Consider the following 21723-nt stretch of genomic DNA (forward strand, 5'->3'; position numbering starts at 1 on the left):
AACGCGCAAACTCGGCGTAGAGTCCGAACGCGGCCCCGGGGCGCTCTACACCCCCAGGAAAACCAATCCCTGAAAGCGAGAGTTTTCTTCTTGGTTGATGAGCGCCTCGGAGAGTCATTTCCTGCACGGAATGGGTTGGCTTCCTGGGGTTGGTGAGCGCCTGCTCGCCGACAGGTCTGCAAAACGCGCAAACCCGGCGTAGAGTCCGCTTCACATTTCACGAGAGCCTGCTTCCCTGGCGAAGCTAGCCCCTTTTTCTGCACGAACCTGCATTCACATCGTGAATGCAGCCGATCACAGGGATTCGTTTCAAATCCGCACGGATTTTGCGTAATGTATCGATCCTCAGCGGGCAGACCGATTGGTCACCTGCGCCTTATTTCTCAGATCTGGAGGTGAGCTGCGATGGCATCATTCGAGAGTATCAAACAGGTAGGTGTTATCGGTGCCGGGACCATGGGTCGCGGTATCGTGATGAATTTCGTCAATGCTGGCTATCCGGTCGTGTGGCTGGACGTGAACGCCGAGATGCTGGAAAAGGGCATCGAGGACATCCGCAACACCTACAAGCGCTCCGTCGCTCAGCAACGCTTTGACGAGACCGAAGCGAATGCCCGTGTCGAGCGTATCAGCACCACCCAGGCTTACGCTGATCTGGCCGACATGGATCTGGTAGTCGAAGCCGTCTATGAAAACATGGATCTGAAGAAGCAGATCTTCGGCGAGCTGGACAAGGCGGTTAAGGCTTCCGCGATCCTGGCGACCAATACCTCCTATCTGGATATCGACGAAATCGCCTCCGCTACCCAGCGTCCGGCTCAGGTGCTGGGCCTGCACTTCTTCAGCCCTGCGCACATCATGAAGCTCCTCGAAGTCGTACGCGGCAAGGCCACCGCCCAGGATGTGCTGGATGCCTGTCTGGCAGTCGGCAAGAAGATTGGCAAGGAAGCCGTACTGGCGGGTAACTGCCATGGCTTCATCGGTAATCGCATGCTTTCCATGTATTCGCGTCAGTCCCGTGAGGTGGTGCTTGAGGGCGCTACACCCTGGCAGGTTGACCAGGCGCTGCAGGGTTTCGGCATGGCGATGGGTCCGTACCGCATGTATGACGTGGTCGGTGTCGATCTGGGCTGGCGCTCACGTCAGCTGGCGGGTCAGGGCCGCGGCGAGCCGATCGTCTGGCTGGACAACAAGCTGTGTGAAATGGAGCGCTTTGGTCAGAAGAGCGGCCACGGTTTCTACAAGTACGAGCCAGGCAGCCGCCAGGCAATTCACGATCCCGAGACCGATATGCTGGCCCGTGAAGTTGCTGAAGAAGCAGGCTATACCCAGCGCGATGTAGGCGATGAGGAAATTGTCCGTCGCTGCATTCTGGCGTTGGTCAACGAAGGTGCGCGGATTCTTGACGAAGGCTTTGCCGAGTCAGCAGAAGACATCGACCGCGTATATCTTTACGGCTACGGCTTCCCGAAAGAGCGTGGCGGCCCGATGAGCTATGCGGACAGCCTGGGCCTGGATGTCGTGCTGGAGCAGATTCGCGAGCTTGAAGCGAGCCAGGGCGAGTTCTGGAAGCCCGCAGCAGGGCTGGTCAAGCGTGCCGAGGCAGGTGAGCGCTTTACCAAGAGCTGATCTGCTGGTTCAGCCGGGCAGCCAGTTATTCTGGCTGCTTGGCTGAAGCAAGAAAACCGCGTATGGGTTCGCCGACGCGGTTTTTTTGTGGGGTTTTTTGGCAGGCTGGCTGGCCTGCCGGCCAGCGTCGGGCCGAGGGCGACCCTCCTACCGGGGGGATGTGGTTTTGGGGTTTCGTAGGAGGGTCGCCCTCGGCGCGACGGCGTCCGCAGGACGCCTGGTTTTAGCGGTGCCTGGAGCTTGCCTGTTAGTCGGCATTACCGCGACGGTTCGGCGATCCAACGGCATTCTTACGGGGGGTTGAGCTTTTTTCGCTCTGTCTCAGTTCTTTTTGCCCGGGGCAAGCCCTTCCACTGGTTCGCCGCCAAGCGTGGCCTCTTTCAGCACGATCTGATAGTGCTGGCCGTCGGTCTCGATCTGGTTCAGGCGTACCAGCAGGTACTGCCAGTCTTTGGCGAACCAGATAGTGGTTTCGCGTTCGGCGTCGGGTTCGCGAACGCGTTCAACTTCAACGGCATCGAACTGGCCAACACGGGTCGTGACCCGATCTTCCCCCACCACACGGAAGTGGTATTCCTCGATATCGTCGCCATCCACCACCCGGTAGCGCATATCGGTCTTGCCATCGATGAGGTCGCGTTGCAATGCGAGCTGGTAGGTGGTCTTGTCGAGCAGGCCGGGTTCGGTCGGAAGGGTAAAACGCTCTTTTTTATGATCGCCCGTTACTACACCGGATTCCCAGTCGAAGTGCTGGGTGGTGGTGCGGCTACGGCCGAGGCCGCGACGCTTGTATTCATATTCGGCCGGGACAATCGCGTCTTCCTGCAACAGGAAGGTGCTTTTCTCGGAGAGCCGGGCGACGAACATACCGGCGTTGAACTCCATGGTCCAGGTGCCGTCTGCGTTTTCCGTGAGTGAATGGTTGGCTTCGCCGTTAAGCGGCACGTTGCGCATATCCGCAGCGTAACTTGCAGTAAAGGGGAGTATTTCCTGGGCACTAGCCATGCTGCTGCCGATTACAAAGGCGAGAGCTGTGAGCCAACTTGCCCGGCGCAACCCGCGTATGTGCCGCTGTCGATCATGCATGTGTATCCCTCAATGTTCGGAGACTGCTGGATGTCCACGGCAGATGGCCACAACACGGACACCAACGGACCCTAGTCAATTTGTTCCGGTTCGATACCTCTGGCCCCAAGGGGCTCGTTATCCAGGCAGGCACGGCTATCAATCAGTCGGAGCCGGCCGCTTGCGAACAGGTTCATCGTTAGAGGATATAGCAGATGTTCCTGGTACTGGACTCGCTCGGCCAGGGATTCGGGCGTGTCGCCTGCAATAACCGGAACCCGTGCTTGTACGACCAACGGTCCGCCATCAAGTTCTTCTGTGACGAAATGCACCGTGGCTCCGTGCTCGCTGTCACCCGCTTCCAGCGCACGCTTATGCGTGTGCAGACCCTTGTATTTGGGCAGCAGCGACGGATGGATATTCAGCAGTCGACCATGATAATGACTAACGAATTCCGGCGTGAGGATGCGCATGAAACCGGCAAGGATCAGTAGATCTGGTTGCAACGCGTCCAGAGTGCTGATCATCGCCCGGTCGAAACTCTCGCGGTCCGGGTAGTCTCTGTGGTTGAGTACCAGTGTCTCGATACCCGCGCGCCTGGCGCGTTCCAGCCCAAAGGCCTCGGGCCGGTTGCTCAACACGGCGACGATTTCGCCGTGTTGCCGGTCAAGCTTGTCGATCAATGCCTGCAGATTGCTGCCCGATCCGGAGATCAGCACTACGATACGACAGACCACAGGTCAGTGACCGTTACGCAGGACGACGGCTTCGCCGTTTTCTGCAGCTGCCTCGATCTGGCCGATCACCCAGGGTTGCTCGCCGGATTGCTGCAGGTTCTGCAGAACCGCGTCGGCTTGGTCAGCGCCCACACAGATCACCATGCCTACACCGCAGTTGAGTACCCGGTGCATTTCGGTCTCGTCCACGTTGCCCTGTTCCTGCAGCCAGTTGAATACCGCCGGACGCTCCCAGCTGGACAGATCAATGCTGGCGCCAGCGCCGGCAGGTAGAACGCGCGGAATGTTTTCCAGCAGGCCGCCGCCTGTGATATGCGCCATGGCCTTGACTGCGCCAGTCTGCTTGATCAGTTGCAGCAGGGCTTTGACGTAGATGCGCGTCGGCGCCATAAGCAGTTCGGCCAGTGGCTTGCCGTCCAGCGTGATGTCCGCAATGTCGACATTGGCCGTCTCGATGATCTTGCGAATCAGTGAATAACCGTTGGAATGCGGACCGGAGGAGGGCAGCGCAATGAGGACGTCGCCGGTCTGGACCTTGCTGCCGTCAATGATCTCGGACTTCTCGACCACGCCGACGCAAAAGCCAGCCAGGTCGTAATCGTCGCCTTCATACATGCCGGGCATTTCCGCGGTCTCGCCACCCACCAGCGCGCAGCCGGCCAGTTCGCAGCCAGCACCGATACCAGTCACCACCTGTGCAGCCACATCGATGTTCAGCTTGCCGGTGGCGTAGTAATCCAGGAAGAACAAGGGCTCAGCGCCGCACACGACCAGGTCATTGACACACATTGCCACCAGATCAATGCCGATGGTGTCGTGTTTGCCCAGATCCATCGCTACGCGCAGCTTGGTGCCCACGCCGTCAGTACCGGAGACCAGGACCGGCTTCTTGTACCCTTCGGGAATCTCGCAGAGCGCGCCGAAGCCACCCAGTCCGCCCATGACTTCGGGGCGAGTGGTACGTTTGGCGACATGCTTGATGCGGTCTACCAGAGCGTTCCCAGCGTCGATGTCGACTCCGGCATCCTTGTAGCTGATCGAAGGTTTGGAAGGGTTCTGGCTGCTCATGCGTCGGTCTCGATGGTCGAAAAGGGGGCGAACGGCCAGTGCTCGGAGCGGCCGCGGGGAAGTGGGCTAGTGTACCAATACAACCGCATCAGGACCATGCTCACGATCCCTTCGGTACGTCGAAGTGAAGGCCGCGCCAGCTACGTCCGAGCTCAACAGCAACGGCTCTTGGCGCGGCTTGGTTGCCGCCGCTCCGACGCTTGTTTAATGTATGCGCTTTAATACAGCTGCAGTACTCGCGTCAGCGAGACAAAACCAGCACCAGCCGAGCGGAATCGCCCATGTTTTCTTTGCGCACTGTTGTCATCAGCCTGCTTTCCCTGGTGCTGTGGACGCCTTTCAACCTGTCTGCCGCGGTCCTCGAGGGTTTGTATCGGGTTAACCAGCCACAGGCAGAAGATGCGTCCCGGGACGAGACGCTACGCCAGGCGGCAGAAGTCATGTTCACCCGCGTTGGTGGCGCCAATGTAAACCTGGACAGCGGCCCGGTCGCGAATGCCTTGAACGACCCGCGTGATCTGGTGCGCCGTATCAGCGGGCGGGACGGATCATTGCTCGTTGAGTTTGAGCCCTCCGCCGTACGCCGGGTCATGGTCAGCGGTGGCCTGCCCATGCTGGGGCGCAGTCGCCCCGGCATGCTGGTCTGGGCGGTCGAGGCGCGTACGCTGGGTGATGAACTGATCGGTGCCGGGAGCACATGGGGTGATCGTCTGAAAACCGCAGCAGCCTACCGCGGCGTTGCGTTGAGCTTTCCCATGGGTGACCTCGAAGACCGGGGCATGGTGACTGAAGAGGTCGTTCGCGAGGGCAAGCGCGAGGATTTGCTGGAAGCCAGCGAGCGTTATGCCAGCGAGGGCGTATTGGCGATCGCGTTCACCGCAAACGGGGAGAGCACCCGTGCTGACTGGCATATATGGCTGCATGACCAGGCCTATTCCGGTCGCGCCAGTGGTGATGATCCTGCCGTTGCTGCCGATCAGATAATGCGGGAGGTGGCAGCGGCTGCGTTCGAACAATATGCGGTGCCTGCGGTATCCGAGGATGAGCTGACCCGTTGGACGCTCGTGGTGCAGGAGATCAACAGCATCGACGATTACGCAAGCCTGCAGGGCATGCTGCAGCAACTCGGCGGACAGAGCACACCGCAGATGCTCTCGGTGGATACCGACGTGGTGACGGTACGTGTGGATTTCCCTGGCAGCGAGTCACAACTTGAGCGCATGCTGAGCCTTGATCAGCGTCTGGTACGCATACCGGCTCCCGAGCCTGAACCCATCGAGCAAGGGCCCATCCTGCTGCCTGAGCCTGTCACCCAACCGACACCGGTAGAAGGGGTCACTGATGAACAGGGCGCAACAAGTCCAACCGATGACCCGCTGAGCACGGCCGCCGACACGTCGATGGAGACGGCACCGGCTCCGGTGAATGTGCTGCCGGAACCGGTCGAGCCGGATCCCCATACGCTGTATTACCGGTGGCGTTAATCGCTGTGCGATCGCCACGAGGGCAACGCAATGACTTTTGATTCGCGATGGATATGGCTGGCAGGGCTGCTCGCCGCAGTGGCGATGGTGTATTTGCTCAGTCCGATACTGTCGCCTTTTCTGATCGGTATGTTGCTCGCTTATCTCGGCGACCCGCTCGTCGATCGGCTGGAGTCCTACGGCATGTCCCGCGTGGTGGGTGTGCTGGTGGTCTTTGCAGCTGGCGCGGGTGTCCTGACGTTGGCGCTGGTTGTGCTGATTCCGCTACTTGGTAATCAGATTTCCGCGCTACGCGAACAGATACCGGACATGCTGCACTGGATAACCGAGGTTGCGCTGCCCTGGATCCAGGCCAGGACCGGTGTGCCGATTACCGAAGTCAGGCTGTCCGACGTGGGCGAACGCATTCGCGAAAATCTCGGCGAAAATACCGGTGTGGTGGGTGCGGTACTGGCGCAGGCGACCCGTTCGACCATGGGGCTGCTGACCTGGGTCGTCAATTTCGTGATGATCCCCGTGGTCGGCTTTTACCTGCTCAGGGATTGGGATGTGATTGTTGGGCGTATCAAGGGCCTGCTGCCGCGCGATCATGAGCCCTTGGTGGTCAAACTGGCCCACGATTGCGACGAGGTGCTGGGCGCCTTCATCCGTGGGCAACTGCTGGTCATGCTGGGCCTGGGTATTCTCTATTCACTGGGCCTGTGGGCGGTGGGTCTGGAGCTTGCCTTGCTGATCGGCATGGTTGCTGGTCTGGCGAGCATCGTGCCCTATCTTGGATTCGCCGTAGGCATGGCCGCGGCGCTGGTGGCTGCCATTTTCCAGTTCGGTGATGTAGCGCATCTGGTCGCGGTGGTCGCCGTGTTTACCGTGGCGCAAACCATCGAGGGAACCGTGCTGACGCCCTGGCTGGTGGGCGATCGTATCGGCTTGCACCCGGTGGCGGTGATTTTTGCGGTGCTTGCAGGCGGACACCTGTTCGGCTTCGTCGGTATACTCCTGGCCTTGCCGGTGGCGGCGGTGATCATGGTGCTGGTGCGTCATGCGCATCAGAGCTACCTGGCGTCCGAGACCTACCAGAAATCCGACGATGAAGGGATGATCGAACTGGACGAGTTGAGAGAAGAGTGATGCTACCGGGCCAACCGATGCAGTTGCCATTGGGCGTCAAGCTCAGGGACGAGGCAACCTTCGCCAATTATTTCGCGGGCCCCAATGCGGTGGTCGTTGCGGCTGTGGAAGCCCTTGCTGACCCGGCGTCACCCGCTGCGGAGCAGTGCGTCTATCTGTGGGGCGCGGCGGGCAGCGGCAGGTCGCATTTACTCCAGGCCGCCTGTCACCGCATGGCCGATAACAGCGGACTAGCGATGTACCTGCCGCTGGATGACGTCATGGACCACGGACCGGACATCCTCGAAGGCATGGAACAATTCGATCTGTTATGTCTGGACGGGCTCGATGCGCTCGCCGGTCAGCATGAGTGGGAAGAGGCCTTGTTCCATCTGTACAACCGACTACGCGATCAGGGCGGACGGCTGCTGGTGGCAGCATCGGCAACGCCCCGTGAGCTGGATCTCGAGCTGCCCGATCTGGCGTCGCGTCTGAGTTGGGGCGTGGTCTATCAGTTGCAAGCTCTGGGTGATGAAGACAAACAACGGATGCTCAAGTTGCGTGCGGAACTGCGCGGGCTGCAGCTTCCGGATGAAGTCGCCCGCTATATTCTCAGCCGTGGGTCGCGAGGGATGACGGATATCTTCGCAGCGCTCGAGCTGCTCGATCAGGCTTCGCTGCAAGCCCAGCACAAACTGACCATTCCCTTCGTAAAACGCGTAATGGGTTGGTGATCAGGCCAGGGCCTGATCGCGCATTCTCGCACCAGTCAAACCTCGCCCGCACGCACCCGTTGCGCCTGAAAGGCCCAGCGTATGAAGCCCAGCGCAGCGAGGAAGTACACTGACGAAAACAGCACCAGCAGCCCGCCATAAACCTCACGCCCGGGCTGGAAACAGACCAGTACGCCATGGATGAAGTACAGGTTGATGACGAAGCATAAAAACGCGTAAACCCGCGGCCAACCCATCACTATGCCTGGCAGAAAGATCAGCAGCGGCACCAGCTGTACGCCGAGTATCACCAGCGGATTGGCCCCGTGCAGGTCGGCAAAAAAACCGTTGTAGATGAGTATGGTCAATAACAGTGCCAGGTAACTCACAGTGGCGACTATGCGCGTTGCCCTGACCCGCGGCTCGAGGAAACCCAGGCCGGGCAGCGGCTTATTCCGGGCCATGTGCAGCCCCCGCAGCCAGTTGTTGGGCCAGCACGGCAACGCGGCGGCCTAGCGCCTGGCACAACGCTGCCTCGTGCTGGTCAATCTTGCGTGATCCGTCGGCACCGGCATGGTGACTGGCACCATAGGGCGTGCCGCCACCCCGGGTTTCGGTCAGGGCGGTTTCGGTATAGGGCAGGCCGACGATCAGCATGCCGTGGTGCAGAAGCGGCAATTGCATCGACAGCAGTGTTGTTTCCTGGCCACCATGCAGGCTGGCCGTGGACGTGAAGGCGGCCGCTGGTTTGCCGGCGAGCGCGCCGGATAACCACAAGCTGCTGGTGCCATCGATGAAATATTTCAGCGGTGCCGCCATATTGCCGAAGCGGGTAGGGCTGCCGAGGATCAGGCCCGCACAGTTGCGCAGATCATCTTCGCTGCAGTACATCGCGCCACTTTCCGGAATCTCCGGAGTGCTCTGGCGGTTATCCGCAGACACCGCGGGTACGGTGCGCACCCGCGCTTCCATGCCGCCCCGTTCGACGCCTTCGGCTATCAGTCGCGCCATTTTGGCTGTGGCGCCGTGCCGGCTGTAGTACAACACCAGAACATAAGGTGCGCTCATGCGAACAACTCCAGAACCCGTTCCGGTGGCCGGGCGACAATAACGGTTTCGCCTTTCACTACGATGGGCCGTTCGATCAGCTTCGGATAATCCACCATTGCCTGAACCAGTTGCGCCTCACTCAGGTCAGAATCGTCGAGGTTCAGCTCTTTATAGACATCTTCGCCCTTGCGCATCAGCTCGCGCGCACCCATGTTCAGCTTGGATAGCAGCTCGCTCAGCGTGGCATTGTCCGGCGGCGTTTCGAGGTAGCGGATCACCTCAGCCTCGACGCCCTGCTTTTCGAGTAACTCCAGGGCCTGGCGGGATTTCGAACAGCGGGGATTGTGATAGATACGCACGACTGCCATGGGGTTCTCCGATTCGGTCAGCGATGGCCGGGCCTGGGTGGCTCGCGGCAGGTATGATGGCTATTCTAAGCGTTATAAACCCAGCTGTCAGGGAGCCGTGATGCAGCCTCGATTGGAACAATCGGTGCATTTCTTACGTTATCTGGTCAAACGATTCTTCGTCGATAACTGCATGGAGACAGCAGCTGCTCTGACGTATACGACGCTGTTCGCTGTGGTTCCGATCATGACGGTTACCTACGCGATGCTGGCGGTTATTCCCCAGTTTGGTGACGTCGGCGGACAGATCGAGGATTTCATCTTCCAGAATTTCGTCCCTTCCACCGGCGAAGCGTTGCGCCAGTACCTGTTCAGGTTTTCCGAGCAGGCGCGCCAGTTGACCGGGGTGGGCATTGCTACCCTGATGATCACCGCCTTCATCATGATGTTGAAGATCGAAAGCTCATTCAACGACATCTGGCATGTGCGCCAGCGCCGCCGCGGCATTTCGAGCTTTCTGCTGTACTGGGCGGTACTCAGCCTGGGGCCGCTGCTGCTGGGCGCAGGTTTCGCCGTGAGCACCTACATTGCTTCCATGTCCTTGCTGCGTGAAGGCGCGGTCTTCGCCGAAGCCGGGCGATGGATGCTGAGGTGGGTGCCGTTACTGTTGAGCATGACGGCCTTCACCTTGACCTACATGGCCGTGCCAAACACGCGGGTGCCCTTCAAGCATGCATTGGCAGGCGGTGTGCTGGTGGCGCTGTTGTTCGAGAGTGCCAAGGCCATCTTCGGCCTGTATCTGCGGTTGTTTCCGGGGTATGAACTGATTTACGGCGCCTTCTCGGCGTTCCCGGTGTTTTTGCTGTGGATTTTCATCAGCTGGTTGATCATCCTGTTCGGTGCGGAGCTGGTGGCCAACCTGGCTAACAGTCAGGCGTGGAAGCGGCCCGTATATCCACGGCTGGTCTACCTGCTGGGCTTGTTGCGAATATTTCTCGATGCGCACAGCCGCGGCCAGTCCGTGCACCTGGATCGGGCAAAGGAGGCAGGATGGGAATTTCGCGAAGATGTATGGCTGGAGATGACCGATTGGCTGGAGTCTGAACGCATTATTACCCGGGTGCAGCAGGGTGGTTTTGTTTTGAGCCGTGATCTCGCAGAGATTGATCTGGCTGATTTTCTGGCCAAGGTACCGGAAGCCATCCCCGGGCCGGGTAAAATGCCGCGCCAGCTGGCAGGCGATCCGGCCTGGTATCCGCCTTTCGTTGCCGCTGTTACCGAACTGGAGAATCAGCGCAGGAACATCATGTGCGGCAGCCTTAAAAGCTGGCTATGTGGCGCCGGCCATGCCGAGCAGACTGCTCACTCGGGTTCTGACAAGGAGACCAAATGATCAACCCCGTTAGAAAACTCTTGTCGCTCGGCTTGGTGTTGTTGTTGAGCGCCTGTGGCGGAAACAGCTGGCAGGATCAGCACGGCAATAGCATTACCGAGGAGGAGTTGTCCGGACGGCCGATGCTGGTGAATTATTGGGCAGAGTGGTGCGGGCCTTGCCGTGACGAACTGCCCGAGCTGAATGCGCTGGCCGAGGCGCGGCCGGACGTTGCGGTGCTGGGTATCAATTTCGACGGAATCGACGGAGATGCCCTGACGCAGCTTAGCGACGAAATGGGTATTCGCTTTCCGGTACTGGGGAAGGACTTCGCCGACACAATGCAGCTGGAGCATCCACAGGTCTTGCCGACCACCTATTTGCTGGATGAACAAGGGCAGGTGATCCGTACGTTGCAGGGTCCGCAGGATGAGGCGGCCTTGTTGGCAGCGCTGAGCGAGGCGGACCGGGCTCCGTGAATTAACCGATAATCGAGATGCCCCTAAGCACAGCTATGAGTTGAACGGTTCTCTGGGAAGGTCGAGCGCCAGCTCGACCTTAGGTGTTGCGGGCGAGCGCTATTGGCTGGCCTGCCGGCCAGCGTCGTGCCGAGGGCGAGACTCCCACCGGTATGTGCACGGCGCTACTCGCTGCTCATTGTAGGAGGGTCGCCCCCGGCCCGACGGCGTCTGCGAGACGCCCCGGGGTTAGACCGAAATGCCTCAATCCTTGACGTACCAGTAGCGGTACCAGTAATCCTGCACTTTGTCCGGATATTTATGGCTGCCGAGGCTGCCGTTATAACGGCCGAGGGCCCGTCGCAGATTGCCTTTTTCAAGGTCCAGATAGTATTTGAGGATAGTGCAGCCGTAGCGCAGGTTGGTCGCCAGATCGATCAGATTGTCTTCCGGACGCCCCAGCTCGTTCTTCCAGAACGGCATGACCTGCATGACGCCCTGCGCGCCAACACGCGACAGGGCGTAACGATCGAACAGACTTTCCACATGAATGACGGCCAGTACCAGGTCCGGCTTGAGGCCGGCGCGGGTCGCCTGGCTGTGAACCTGACGCAGGAAGTGCAGCCGCTCCCTTTCATCGGGCAGGTAATGGCGCATGCGCGTGGACATGTCGAGCAGCCAGACTTCAGCATCGAAGCGATCATCGAAACTGTCGGCTTCGGCAATCGCTTCAATGAGTGCAGCCTTGAGCGCCGGGTCAACCGCGGCCGGCGCATTGGCAGAAGCGCCGGACCAGGGCCCGAGAAGCAGGGCGGTCACTATCCATGTGGCCAGCCGGATCATGGCTGTGATCAGGCCCTGTTGATCTGTCCGAGCAGAAAATCGTGCATTTCTGCGACGGGCAGGTTCTGTGCGTCCTTGTCCCGGCGGTACTTGTATTCCAGCTGGCCTTCAGCAAGGCCGCGATCGCTGATCACAACGCGGTGCGGTATGCCGATCAGGTCCATGTCGGCAAACTTGACGCCAGGGCTGGTCTTCTTGTCGCGGTCATCCATCAGCACATCGATACCGGCCTGCTGCAGCGCTGCGTAGAGCTCTTCGGTTTTCTCGCGCACTGCTTCCGAGCTTTCCATTTTCATCGGGATCAACGCCACCTGGAAGGGCGCCAGGGCGTCCGGCCAGAGAATGCCACGGTCATCGTAATTCTGCTCGATAGCCGAGGCGACAACGCGGGATACACCAATGCCATAGCAACCCATGGTCAGGGTAGTGGTCTTGCCCTGTTCGTTCAGCACCTGGCAGTTCATCGCTTCGCTGTATTTACGGCCAAGCTGGAAGATGTGGCCCACCTCAATGCCGCGCTTTATGACCAAGGTGCCATTGCCGTCCGGACTGGTATCGCCCTCGACCACATTGCGCAGATCGGCCACTTCGCTGAACTGGGCGTCGCGTTCCCAGTTCACGCCTGTGAAGTGCTTGCCGTCTTCGTTCGCGCCGCACACGAAATCGGCCAGCCAGGCTGCGCTATGGTCCGCGATAACCGTGATGCTGAGCCCGACCGGACCAATCGAGCCGGGTTTGCAGCCGATTACCTGCTGGATCTGCTGCTCGCTGGCAAAGGTCAGGGGCGCGTGGACAGCCGGATGGTTCTCGGCCTTGATCTCATTGAGTTCGTGGTCGCCGCGCAGGATCAGCGCAACCAGCGGCTGCGGCTTGTCCTTTTCGGCAGCGCCGAGCACGATAAGTGTCTTCACAGACTGCTGTGCCGGAACCTTGAGGAACTGGCTGACCGCCTCGATAGTGAGCTGGTCGGGGGTATCTACCACCTGACGCTCCTGGCTGGCAGCCGGGCGATCACCCGAGGGCGCCTGGGCTGTGGCTTTTTCCATGTTTGCGGCGTAGGAGCCGGAATCCGAAAAAACGATGGCGTCTTCACCGGACTCGGCCAGTACATGGAATTCATGCGAGCCTTCACCACCGATGGAGCCGTTGTCGGCCACTACCGGGCGAAAATCCAGGCCCAGGCGGCTGAAAATATTGCAGTAGGCCTGATACATAACATCGTAGGTTTGCTGCAGTGAAGCCTGGTCCATGTGGAACGAATAGGCGTCCTTCATGGTGAATTCGCGGGCGCGCATCAAACCGAAGCGGGGGCGGATCTCGTCGCGGAATTTGGTTTGCACCTGATACAGGTTGAGCGGCAATTGTTTATAACTGCTGATCTCGTTGCGTGCGAGCTCGGTAATGATCTCTTCATGCGTCGGACCCACGCAGAATTCGCGGTCGTGGCGATCCTTCAGGCGCAGCAGTTCGGGGCCGTACTGTTCCCAGCGGCCGGACTCCTGCCAGAGTTCAGCGGGCTGGATGGCCGGCATCAGTACTTCTAGAGCGCCGGCGTTGTCCATCTCTTCGCGGACAATTTTCTCGACTTTACGCAGTACCCGCAGCCCCATCGGAAGCCAGGTGTACAGGCCGGAGGCGATCTTGCGAATCATGCCGGCGCGCAACATCAGTTGATGGCTAATGACCGTAGCGTCCGCGGGTGTTTCCTTGAGGGTGGAGATCAGATATTTGCTGGTACGCATAGGGAAGGAGGGTCCTGAGATCAAGGTCAGATTTATCGGCGGTATTGTACGGTTGTGACTGGCCGGCGTATAGCCTGGCCCGGCGCCTGTCGGGGTGTTGCCCGGACAATAAAAAACCCGGCCGGAGCCGGGTTTCTCAGTCAACTACAGTCTGGGTTACAGCAGGTCCCAGGAGTAGGAGACGATCAGGCGGTTCTCGTCGATGTCGCCGTCAAAGGCGGCGGCCTGACGTACTGTCGCGTTGCGCCAGAGGATGTTGACGCCTTCGAGCGTACCGTTCTGCACGGTGTAGCTGATGTTGGTGTCGCGTTCCCAGCGGCTGTCCCGTTCGACACCTTCGTATTCGGTATCGATGTCGCTACTGGTGATATAGCGGGTCATGAAGGTCAGTCCCGGAATGCCCAGACCGGCGAAGTCATAGTCATAACGGGCCTGCCAGGAGCGCTCGTCCTTGGCGTTGAAGTCAGAGTACTGGACCGAGTTCGCCAGGAAGACTGCGCCATCTAGGTAGGAATATCCACTGTCACCGTTCATACGCTGATACGCCACGGTGAAGCCATGATTGCCGGCGCCCAGCGTCAGGGCTAGCGAGGTCGCGTCGTTATCGAAGTTTGCCTCTGCTCCGCTGTCATCTGAGGTGTTGTAATGTGACAATTCGGTGGTCAGGCTCAGCGCGTCAGTCAGCTCTGCGGTATGAGCGAGGCCAAGGAAATGGCGCTTCCAAAGCTCGTCAGCCTTGGAGGTATAGAGGGTGGCTGCCAAAGCATCATTGAAGGTGTAGCTACCGCCTAGATAGCTGACATCTCCTCCATAGCTGTAATCGTCAGTGGAAATGCGATAACCATCATTAGTTTGTGATGAGCCAGCCATCTCGCCCCGATCCGTCATGCGACCGGCTTCGACGAACAATCCTTCGATCGACTCGTTGGTTACGCTGTAGCCATAATAGTGGTTGGGCAGAAGGCGGGCGTCTTCATAGGCGACCACGGGGTTCTCTACGAAATGCGTGCCGTAACGAAGAACTGTATCTTCGGCAATGCGGCCTTTTACAGTGCCGCGGATTTCCGCATATTCGTTGGGCGCGCTGCCATCAGGATCGACTGGCAGTATGCCTGTTCCGGTTCTGCCGCTACCACTGTCGAGCTTCAAGCCGCCCATGGCAGTCACATCGAAGCCCAAGCCGATCAGGCCTTCGCTGTAACCGGATTGAAAATCGAGCACCATGCCCGTTGCTGCTTCTTCCCGAATGCCGTCAGCATTGCCGTCGTCGTCACGGAAATCACGATTGAAATACATTGTGCGGCTGCTCAAGGTCGCAGTTGCGCCTTCAACAATGCCTACACCGGGAGTGGATTCTTGTGCCAGCGCATGTGATGCAATCACCCCATTACCCATAGCCACGGCCAGAGCGAGGGAACTCCATTTGACAGCGTTTTTCATTGTGTACTCCTTCAGTAAAAAAGCTTCGAGGTTCAACGGAACCATTTTTCCTTATTATTATCCGGTAACATTAAAGCACTAAAGAGGTAGGTGTGAAAGAACGAGATTCCGACATCGCTCCTTGACTTATTAAGCCCAAAGTTTGTCGTAGCAGTAGGTGTCAGAAGCCGGCTAGCGATGAATGCGATTGCGGCGAGGATAACTCGCTCCGTTCCGTGGCTGAACTCGACTATTCGATTCATGGTTAGATCTTTTCTGGGGGGCATATGTTCGAACTTCATCCGCAACTCGCTCATGATGGCATTTTGATAGGAGATTATCCGCTTAGTCGTTTGCTCATGATCAATGATGCGAACTATCCTTGGTTTGTATTAGTCCCGCGGCGCGAAGAAGTCCAGGAAATATTCCAGCTGGATAAGGCGGACAGGGCCCAACTTCTGGACGAGTCCTGCCTGTTAGCCGAAGCGATCAAGGATGCCTTTGCTGCTCATAAGCTGAATATAGCTGCGCTGGGGAACATGGTCAGTCAATTACATCTTCATCATATAGCGCGGTATCGTGATGATGCGGCGTGGCCTTCGCCGGTTTGGGGCAAACATCCGGCGAAGCCTTACCAGGAAGCAGAACGCCAGGAGCGTATCGGCAGGCTGCAAGCCGTCCTGTCAACCGACTTTGTATTTGCGGAGGTATGACATGAGCAAGCAACTGGAAAACCGTATTGACGAACTGGAAGCCAAAATGGCTTTTCAGGACGACACTATTCAAGCCCTGAACGATATGGTGGGCAAACAACAACTGGAACTCGATACCCTGCGCCGGGCGGTGGAATTATTAGCCAGCCGCCAGGCAGACCTGGCAGCTTCCATGCCGGGAGAAGCGGCGGACGATGAACCGCCGCCGCATTACTGATCACCGCTGAATGCAGGCGGAGGATCAGTCGATGATAGTGACGTCTTCCGCCTGCAAGCCTTTTTCTCTGCGCGCCACCACAAACTCCACGCGCTGGCCTTCTACCAGGATGCGATGCCCGTCACCGCGAATCGCGCGGAAATGCACGAAGACATCCTCGCCCTGGTCTCTGGAAATGAAGCCAAAACCCTTGCTGGTGTTGAACCATTTCACTGTGCCGGCTTCGCGGTCGTCATCTTCTTCGTAGGTGTCGTCTTCATAAGCTCGACCTGAAGCAGAGCGGGTCAGGTGTCTGATCAGAACAAGAATAGTGCTGATACAGACACCCACAATAGCCATGGCGAGCGCATAGATCATCACGGGTTCCGCAGCAGCAATCCCGAACATCACGGCGAGCGGGATCACGGTCGCAATAATCAGCAGAACGCCAGCGATGACCCAGGCGATGCGCCGTCCTGAGGCAGCAGGCACCGCAGCATTGTTGAACTGTTGCATATTGATCAGACCCAGCAACAGCGTGGCGAGGGCAACCAGATCGATCGGGCCAGCCTGGGAAAAGAGCGGAATGCTGAAATACAGCCCGGTGAACAATGCCACCAGACCGATTAAGAGATGTAGATAACGAATGCTGTTCAAGTTGTTCATCCTTAGATTCATGACAATAAAATAAACCGGCAAACGGCGATTTATGGCCGGGTGCGAACTCTAACCTGAAACACCCGGTGTCACAAAATGGACGAAGGTCGACCCTGGTTAAAAGCAGGACCAGGCCCGCTTTTAGCCAGGGGGATTACTGTCGTTTCGTCGCGGCCGCGAACAAACGTCAGTCACTGGTGCTCAGCTTTCCAGCAGGCTGCGCAACATCCATGCGGTCTTCTCATGGAACTGCATGCGCTGGGTCAGCAGGTCAGCGGTAGGCTCATCATTGGTTGAATCGCAGGATGGGAAGATGCCGCGCGCGGTGCGTACGCAGGCTTCGTGTCCTTCAACCAGCAGACGGATCATGTCCTTGGCATCGGGTACGCCTTCTTCTTCCTTTATAGAACTCAGTTCCACAAACTTCTTGTAGGTGCCCGGCGCCGGAAAACCCAAGGTCCGGATGCGCTCGGCAATATCGTCCACAGCCAGCGCCAGTTCGTTGTAATGGGTTTCGAACATCATGTGCAGGGTCTGAAACATCGGGCCTTTGACGTTCCAGTGGAAGTTGTGGGTCTTCAGATACAGCGTATAGGTGTCAGCCAACAGGTGCGACAAACCGTCGGCAATGGTGGAGCGGTCTTCTTCGGAAATACCAATATCAATTTTCATGGGGACTCCTTGGTTGGTGGAACATAAGGAGCCTCTCGAACGGATGCGCAGGCCATGCCGCGGAGGGACCTCACATAAGAGAGGGGCGTGGGTGTCAGCCCGGTCCCCTTTCGTTCGATCCAGATCTCGTCGGCCTGCCTAAACGACGTTGCTCGAGGCTGCTTAGCTGCAACCAGTATAGGGAGTGTGATGCAGTGCTCAACCCTTCTTTGCCAGCCGCGCCTGCATTCGAGGTTACCTGACGCCTGACAGGCTCGGCATGGTTGCGCGAACGAACGCATTTCGCTTTTGTGAAGCCGTATCGCTGAATAGGTTTCGGTGTGTGCTTGCGCGGCAATCGATTCAGCAGAGCTCTCCCCGCGGCGGGACGAATTCGGGTATATTATGGCGCTTTTATGCGAGCGGACTGGCGGCCATTGTGCGGCGCCGCCCAACTCAGCCCGATTCGTCGACTACAGGAACACCACACCATGATGCGTACCCATTATTGCGGCCAGCTGAACGAAACGCTGGCGGACCAGGAAGTCACACTCTGCGGCTGGGTCCACCGCCGCCGCGACCATGGCGGGGTGATCTTTCTCGATATACGGGACCGCGAAGGTCTGGCACAGGTGGTTTTCGATCCTGATCGCGAAGAGACTTTCGCCGCCGCTGACCGGGTGCGCAGTGAGTACGTGGTGAAGGTACGCGGCAAGGTACGTCCGCGTCCTGCCGGGGCGGTGAACCCGAACATGGCGTCCGGCGCGATTGAAGTGCTGGGTTATGAGCTCGAAGTGCTCAATCAGGCTGAAACACCGCCGTTCCCGCTGGATGAATACTCTGACGTGGGTGAAGAAACGCGTCTGCGTTATCGCTTCATCGATCTGCGTCGTCCGGAGATGGCTGAAAAGCTCAAGTTGCGCTCGCGCATCACCAGCAGCATTCGCCGCTATATGGACGAGAACGGCTTTCTGGATGTGGAAACGCCGATTCTGACCCGCGCGACCCCTGAAGGCGCCCGCGATTATCTGGTGCCGAGCCGCACCCACCCTGGTAGCTTCTTTGCTCTGCCGCAGTCGCCCCAGCTCTTCAAGCAGTTGCTGATGGTGGCCGGCTTTGATCGTTACTATCAAATCGCCAAATGCTTCCGCGATGAAGACCTACGCGCTGACCGCCAGCCAGAATTCACCCAGATCGATATCGAAACCAGCTTTCTCGACGAAGCGGACATCATGGGTCTGACCGAAGGCATGATTCGCGGGCTGTTCAAGGAAGTGCTCGGGCTCGAACTCGACGCCTTTCCCCACATGAGCTTTGAAGAAGCCATGCGCCGCTACGGCTCGGACAAGCCGGACCTGCGTAACCCGCTGGAGCTGGTGGACGTGGCTGATCAGCTGGATAAGGTTGAATTCAAGGTATTCAGCGGCCCGGCGACTGATCCCAAGGGTCGCGTTGCTGCATTGCGTGTGCCAGGCGGGGCGAGCATGCCGCGCAAGCAGATTGACGACTACACCAAGTTTGTTGGTATCTACGGTGCCAAGGGTCTTGCCTATATCAAGGTCAATGAGCGCGCCAAGGGGCTCGATGGTCTGCAGTCACCGATCGTCAAGTTCATCCCCGAGGGCAACCTTAACGTCATCCTCGATCGGGTTGGTGCAGTGGATGGCGATATCGTGTTCTTTGGTGCCGACAAGGCCAAGATCGTTTCCGAGGCCCTGGGCGCGCTGCGTATCAAGCTTGGCCATGACCTGGAACTGCTTACCTGTGAATGGGCACCGCTGTGGGTCGTCGACTTCCCGATGTTCGAGGAGAACGACGACGGTAGCCTGAGTGCGTTGCATCACCCGTTCACCGCGCCCAAGTGTACAGCTGAAGAGCTGGCGGCCAATCCGGCCAACGCACTGTCACGTGCATATGACATGGTGCTCAACGGTACCGAGCTGGGCGGCGGTTCGATTCGTATCCACCGCAAGGACATGCAGCAGACCGTGTTCGGCATCCTGGGCATCAGCGCCGAAGAACAGCAGGAGAAATTCGGCTTCCTGCTCGACGCACTGAAATACGGTGCACCGCCGCACGGTGGTCTGGCATTCGGTCTGGATCGTCTGGTGATGCTGATGACTGGCGCTGCGTCTATCCGTGAAGTCATTGCCTTCCCGAAAACCCAGAGCGCTGCTGATGTCATGACCCAGGCGCCGGGTATGGTTGATACCAAGCAGCTGCGCGAGCTGCATATTCGCCTGCGCGAGCAGCCGAAGGTTGAAGGTTGAAGTAGAACCTAGGAGTCTCTGAAGAACGTCGCGAGCGAAGGTCAGGCAAGGCGAAATCCTACGAAAGAGCGGAGTTTACGTATTGTAAATGAGCATTTTGAGTAGGATTTCAACGCAGCATGGCCGAGCGCAGCAGTTATTCAGGGCTCCTTAATCAAGTACGGAGTCTTTATGGCCGGGCATTCCAAATGGGCCAATATCAAGCACCGCAAGGCGGCTCAGGACGCCAAACGGGGCAAGGTATTTACCAAGCTGATTCGTGAGCTGACCGTGGCTGCCAAGCTCGGCGGGCCGGTGCCGGCGGACAATCCGCGTTTGCGGTCGGCGGTCGACAAGGCGCTGACGGCAAACATGACACGCGACACCATCGATCGAGCCATAGCCCGTGGTGCCGGCAGTAATGATGCCGACAACATGGAGGAACTCACCTATGAAGGCTACGGCGCGGGTGGGGTGGCGATTCTGGTTGAGGTCATGACCGATAACCGCAATCGCACCGTCAGCGAAGTACGCCACGCCTTCAACAAGTGTGGTGGTAATCTCGGCACTGATGGTTCGGTAGCCTATCTGTTTACCCGTCGCGGTCAGATCAGCTACGCCTCCGGGGTTGATGAAGAGGCGTTGCTGGAGGCTGCGCTCGAAGCCGGTGCCGAAGATGTGGTGACCAATGCTGACGGCTCGCTGGATGTATTCACCACCTTCGAAGAGTTCGGTGCGGTGAAGGATGCGCTTGATGCAGGTGGTTTTGTCAGCGAGTCGGCGGACGTGGCGATGATCCCGTCAACGACTACGACGCTGGATCTGGATACCGCAGAGAAAGTGATCCGTCTGGTCGACATGCTGGAAGATCTGGACGATGTGCAGAACGTATACAGCAATGCCGACATTCCGGATGACGTACTCGAGCAGATGAGCTGATCAAAGCGGCGATCAGAGGGTCTGTCCTCGGCACATCATGGGAGGCGTTGCCTCCCATTTTCATATCGGGCATCTTGGCGGTATGACCACGCAGGCACACCGCGGACGGTGATGCCGGCGACTTCAAGGAAACGAGATACATGGCCCTGATACTGGGTATCGACCCCGGCTCGCGGATAACCGGCTTCGGCATCGTTCGTGAGCGGGCAGGGCAGTGCGAGTATGTGACCTCTGGATGCATTCGTCTGGGCGATGGGCCCTTTCCAGGCCGGTTACAGCAGATATTCGAGCATTTGTCCGAATTGATCACTAACTACCAGCCGACCATTCTGAGCATCGAGCAGGTGTTTCTCGCCCGTAATCCCGACTCGGCACTCAAGCTGGGCCAGGCCCGTGGCGCGGCGATTGTTGCAGCAGTCAATGCGGGCCTGGATGTGCATGAATACACTGCGCGGCAGGTGAAGCAGTCGGTAGTCGGGACGGGTGCGGCGGACAAGGCGCAGGTGCAGCACATGGTCACCCAGCTGTTGGGACTGTCTGGTACGCCACAGGCCGATGCCGCCGATGCGCTGGCCATTGCGCTGTGTCATGCCCATTCCGCCGCGCTGCATGCACAGTTGGGGGGCGGATTGATCGGGCTGCGCTCGGGACGAGTGCGTCGTCGTTAATTGAGAGGATGACTAGTGATTGGCAGGCTGACAGGCGTTTTGCTGGAAAAACAACCGCCGCATATTTTGCTGGACGTGCATGGGGTGGGCTATGAGCTGGATGCGCCCATGAGCACCTTTTATCAGCTGCCGGCATTGGGCGAGCAAGCGACCCTGCACACGCATATGGTTGTGCGTGAAGACGCCCAGCTGCTGTATGCCTTTTCCGCAAAGCGGGATCGGGCTTTATTTCGGGAGTTGATACGGCTCAACGGTGTCGGGCCCAAGCTGGCGCTGGCATTGATGTCCGGTCTGGACGTCGACGAGCTGGTACGTGCAGTGCAATCCCAGGATGCCAATGCGCTGGTCAAGGTGCCTGGCGTTGGCAAGAAAACTGCCGAACGGTTGCTGGTCGAGCTCAAGGATAGATTCAAGGCGTGGGAGGCCATGCCCGGATCATTCAAGCCACTGGTGACCGGTGTGGCTGCCGCGCCGTCGATGACGGCCGATGCGGTCAGCGCTTTGATCACGCTCGGCTATAAGCCGCAGGAGGCGAGCAAGGCGGTGGCAGCAGTAGAAGAAGACGGACTGAGCAGCGAAGAGTTGATTCGCCGTGCACTCAAAGGCATGGTGTAGC

Annotated in this window: 23 protein-coding genes; 12 read left to right on the top strand and 11 right to left on the bottom strand. The window is 58.6% G+C overall.

The genetic code is table 11. The features are described from left to right. Nucleotides 1-405 precede the first annotated feature (405 nt). Complete coding sequence (locus G3M63_RS10155) at nucleotides 406-1629, top strand: 3-hydroxyacyl-CoA dehydrogenase (protein ID WP_163982976.1); 1224 nt, start codon at nucleotides 406-408, stop codon at nucleotides 1627-1629. Between the two features lie 321 nt (nucleotides 1630-1950). Here the strand turns inward: G3M63_RS10155 and G3M63_RS10160 are convergent, their stop codons facing one another. From G3M63_RS10160 to purM, 3 genes are all read right to left on the bottom strand, one after another. After that, nucleotides 1951-2715, bottom strand: coding sequence for a DUF3108 domain-containing protein (locus G3M63_RS10160; RefSeq protein WP_223825017.1), 765 nt, complete (start codon nucleotides 2713-2715; stop codon nucleotides 1951-1953). A 71-nt stretch (nucleotides 2716-2786) separates the two neighbouring features. Continuing rightward, on the bottom strand, nucleotides 2787-3431 hold the full coding sequence (gene purN / locus G3M63_RS10165) for a phosphoribosylglycinamide formyltransferase (protein ID WP_163982978.1): 645 nt from the start codon (nucleotides 3429-3431) through the stop codon (nucleotides 2787-2789). Between the two features lie 3 nt (nucleotides 3432-3434). After that, the gene (purM, locus tag G3M63_RS10170) at nucleotides 3435-4499 is read right to left on the bottom strand and encodes a phosphoribosylformylglycinamidine cyclo-ligase (protein WP_150300601.1); all 1065 of its coding nucleotides are present in this window, start codon (nucleotides 4497-4499) and stop codon (nucleotides 3435-3437) included. A 281-nt stretch (nucleotides 4500-4780) separates the two neighbouring features. On the opposite strand from purM, the gene G3M63_RS10175 reads away from it, so the two are divergent. Genes G3M63_RS10175 through hda form a run of 3 tightly spaced genes read left to right on the top strand, consistent with a single transcriptional unit; the run spans nucleotide 4781 to nucleotide 7824 of the window. Continuing rightward, nucleotides 4781-5983: a DUF2066 domain-containing protein gene (locus tag G3M63_RS10175; RefSeq protein WP_163982980.1), complete on the top strand. Its 1203-nt coding sequence runs from the start codon at nucleotides 4781-4783 to the stop codon at nucleotides 5981-5983. Between the two features lie 30 nt (nucleotides 5984-6013). Next, nucleotides 6014-7111 carry an AI-2E family transporter gene (locus G3M63_RS10180; RefSeq protein ID WP_150300598.1) on the top strand — a complete coding sequence of 366 codons (1098 nt, stop codon included), beginning with the start codon at nucleotides 6014-6016 and terminating at the stop codon, nucleotides 7109-7111. A gap of 17 nt (nucleotides 7112-7128) precedes the next feature. Then, nucleotides 7129-7824 carry a DnaA regulatory inactivator Hda gene (gene hda, locus G3M63_RS10185; protein ID WP_218573596.1) on the top strand — a complete coding sequence of 232 codons (696 nt, stop codon included), beginning with the start codon at nucleotides 7129-7131 and terminating at the stop codon, nucleotides 7822-7824. Nucleotides 7825-7859: 35 nt separating this feature from the next. On the opposite strand, the gene G3M63_RS10190 is transcribed toward hda, so the two are convergent. From G3M63_RS10190 to arsC, 3 genes are read right to left on the bottom strand one after another with little or no spacing between them, the layout of a single operon-like run. Continuing rightward, nucleotides 7860-8267 (bottom strand): DUF2069 domain-containing protein, encoded by a 408-nt coding sequence (locus G3M63_RS10190; protein ID WP_150300596.1) that lies wholly within the window; start codon nucleotides 8265-8267, stop codon nucleotides 7860-7862. Continuing rightward, complete coding sequence (gene wrbA, locus G3M63_RS10195) at nucleotides 8254-8871, bottom strand: NAD(P)H:quinone oxidoreductase (RefSeq protein ID WP_163982984.1); 618 nt, start codon at nucleotides 8869-8871, stop codon at nucleotides 8254-8256. The genes G3M63_RS10190 and wrbA overlap by 14 nt, the downstream gene beginning before the upstream one ends. Beyond that, complete coding sequence (gene arsC / locus G3M63_RS10200) at nucleotides 8868-9221, bottom strand: arsenate reductase (glutaredoxin) (RefSeq protein ID WP_163982987.1); 354 nt, start codon at nucleotides 9219-9221, stop codon at nucleotides 8868-8870. Before arsC ends, wrbA begins: the two co-directional genes overlap by 4 nt. A gap of 100 nt (nucleotides 9222-9321) precedes the next feature. On the opposite strand from arsC, the gene G3M63_RS10205 reads away from it, so the two are divergent. Continuing rightward, nucleotides 9322-10593, top strand: a complete 1272-nt coding sequence (locus G3M63_RS10205; protein WP_163982989.1) for a YihY family inner membrane protein — start codon at nucleotides 9322-9324, stop codon at nucleotides 10591-10593. Then, entirely contained in the window at nucleotides 10590-11051 is a 462-nt protein-coding gene (locus tag G3M63_RS10210; RefSeq protein WP_163982991.1) for a TlpA disulfide reductase family protein, read from the top strand. Before G3M63_RS10205 ends, G3M63_RS10210 begins: the two co-directional genes overlap by 4 nt. Nucleotides 11052-11294: 243 nt before the next feature. Here G3M63_RS10210 and G3M63_RS10215 read toward each other — a convergent pair whose 3' ends face one another. The 3 genes from G3M63_RS10215 to G3M63_RS10225 form a co-directional block, all read right to left on the bottom strand. Continuing rightward, nucleotides 11295-11873 carry a lytic transglycosylase domain-containing protein gene (locus G3M63_RS10215; RefSeq protein WP_163982993.1) on the bottom strand — a complete coding sequence of 193 codons (579 nt, stop codon included), beginning with the start codon at nucleotides 11871-11873 and terminating at the stop codon, nucleotides 11295-11297. A gap of 8 nt (nucleotides 11874-11881) precedes the next feature. After that, nucleotides 11882-13615: a proline--tRNA ligase gene (locus tag G3M63_RS10220; RefSeq protein ID WP_150300587.1), complete on the bottom strand. Its 1734-nt coding sequence runs from the start codon at nucleotides 13613-13615 to the stop codon at nucleotides 11882-11884. A gap of 156 nt (nucleotides 13616-13771) precedes the next feature. Next, nucleotides 13772-15055: an OprD family porin gene (locus G3M63_RS10225; RefSeq protein WP_163982995.1), complete on the bottom strand. Its 1284-nt coding sequence runs from the start codon at nucleotides 15053-15055 to the stop codon at nucleotides 13772-13774. Nucleotides 15056-15321: 266 nt separating this feature from the next. Between G3M63_RS10225 and G3M63_RS10230 the strand changes: the two genes are divergently transcribed. Next, a complete protein-coding gene (locus G3M63_RS10230) occupies nucleotides 15322-15747 on the top strand; it encodes an HIT domain-containing protein (RefSeq protein ID WP_150300585.1) in 426 nt (141 codons plus the stop codon). A 1-nt stretch (nucleotide 15748) separates the two neighbouring features. Further along, nucleotides 15749-15964 (top strand): SlyX family protein, encoded by a 216-nt coding sequence (locus tag G3M63_RS10235; protein WP_150300584.1) that lies wholly within the window; start codon nucleotides 15749-15751, stop codon nucleotides 15962-15964. Nucleotides 15965-15988: 24 nt separating this feature from the next. Here the strand turns inward: G3M63_RS10235 and G3M63_RS19645 are convergent, their stop codons facing one another. Together G3M63_RS19645 and G3M63_RS10245 are read right to left on the bottom strand one after the other, a co-directional pair. Next, nucleotides 15989-16609 carry a cold-shock protein gene (locus tag G3M63_RS19645; RefSeq protein ID WP_306110134.1) on the bottom strand — a complete coding sequence of 207 codons (621 nt, stop codon included), beginning with the start codon at nucleotides 16607-16609 and terminating at the stop codon, nucleotides 15989-15991. 192 nt (nucleotides 16610-16801) lie between these two features. After that, a complete protein-coding gene (locus G3M63_RS10245; protein ID WP_150300583.1) occupies nucleotides 16802-17272 on the bottom strand; it encodes a Dps family protein in 471 nt (156 codons plus the stop codon). A gap of 470 nt (nucleotides 17273-17742) precedes the next feature. On the opposite strand from G3M63_RS10245, the gene aspS reads away from it, so the two are divergent. From aspS to ruvA, 4 genes are all read left to right on the top strand, one after another. After that, nucleotides 17743-19521, top strand: coding sequence for an aspartate--tRNA ligase (gene aspS, locus G3M63_RS10250; protein WP_150300582.1), 1779 nt, complete (start codon nucleotides 17743-17745; stop codon nucleotides 19519-19521). A 171-nt stretch (nucleotides 19522-19692) separates the two neighbouring features. Beyond that, on the top strand, nucleotides 19693-20439 hold the full coding sequence (locus tag G3M63_RS10255) for a YebC/PmpR family DNA-binding transcriptional regulator (RefSeq protein WP_163982997.1): 747 nt from the start codon (nucleotides 19693-19695) through the stop codon (nucleotides 20437-20439). Nucleotides 20440-20579: 140 nt separating this feature from the next. Further along, nucleotides 20580-21107 carry a crossover junction endodeoxyribonuclease RuvC gene (gene ruvC / locus G3M63_RS10260; RefSeq protein WP_150300580.1) on the top strand — a complete coding sequence of 176 codons (528 nt, stop codon included), beginning with the start codon at nucleotides 20580-20582 and terminating at the stop codon, nucleotides 21105-21107. A gap of 15 nt (nucleotides 21108-21122) precedes the next feature. Next, complete coding sequence (gene ruvA / locus G3M63_RS10265) at nucleotides 21123-21722, top strand: Holliday junction branch migration protein RuvA (protein WP_163982999.1); 600 nt, start codon at nucleotides 21123-21125, stop codon at nucleotides 21720-21722. Nucleotide 21723: the final 1 nt, after the last annotated feature.

It is taken from the genome of Pseudomonas sp. OIL-1 (assembly GCF_010669185.1).
In the GTDB taxonomy this organism is placed as follows: Bacteria; Pseudomonadota; Gammaproteobacteria; order Pseudomonadales; family Pseudomonadaceae; genus Halopseudomonas; species Halopseudomonas profundi.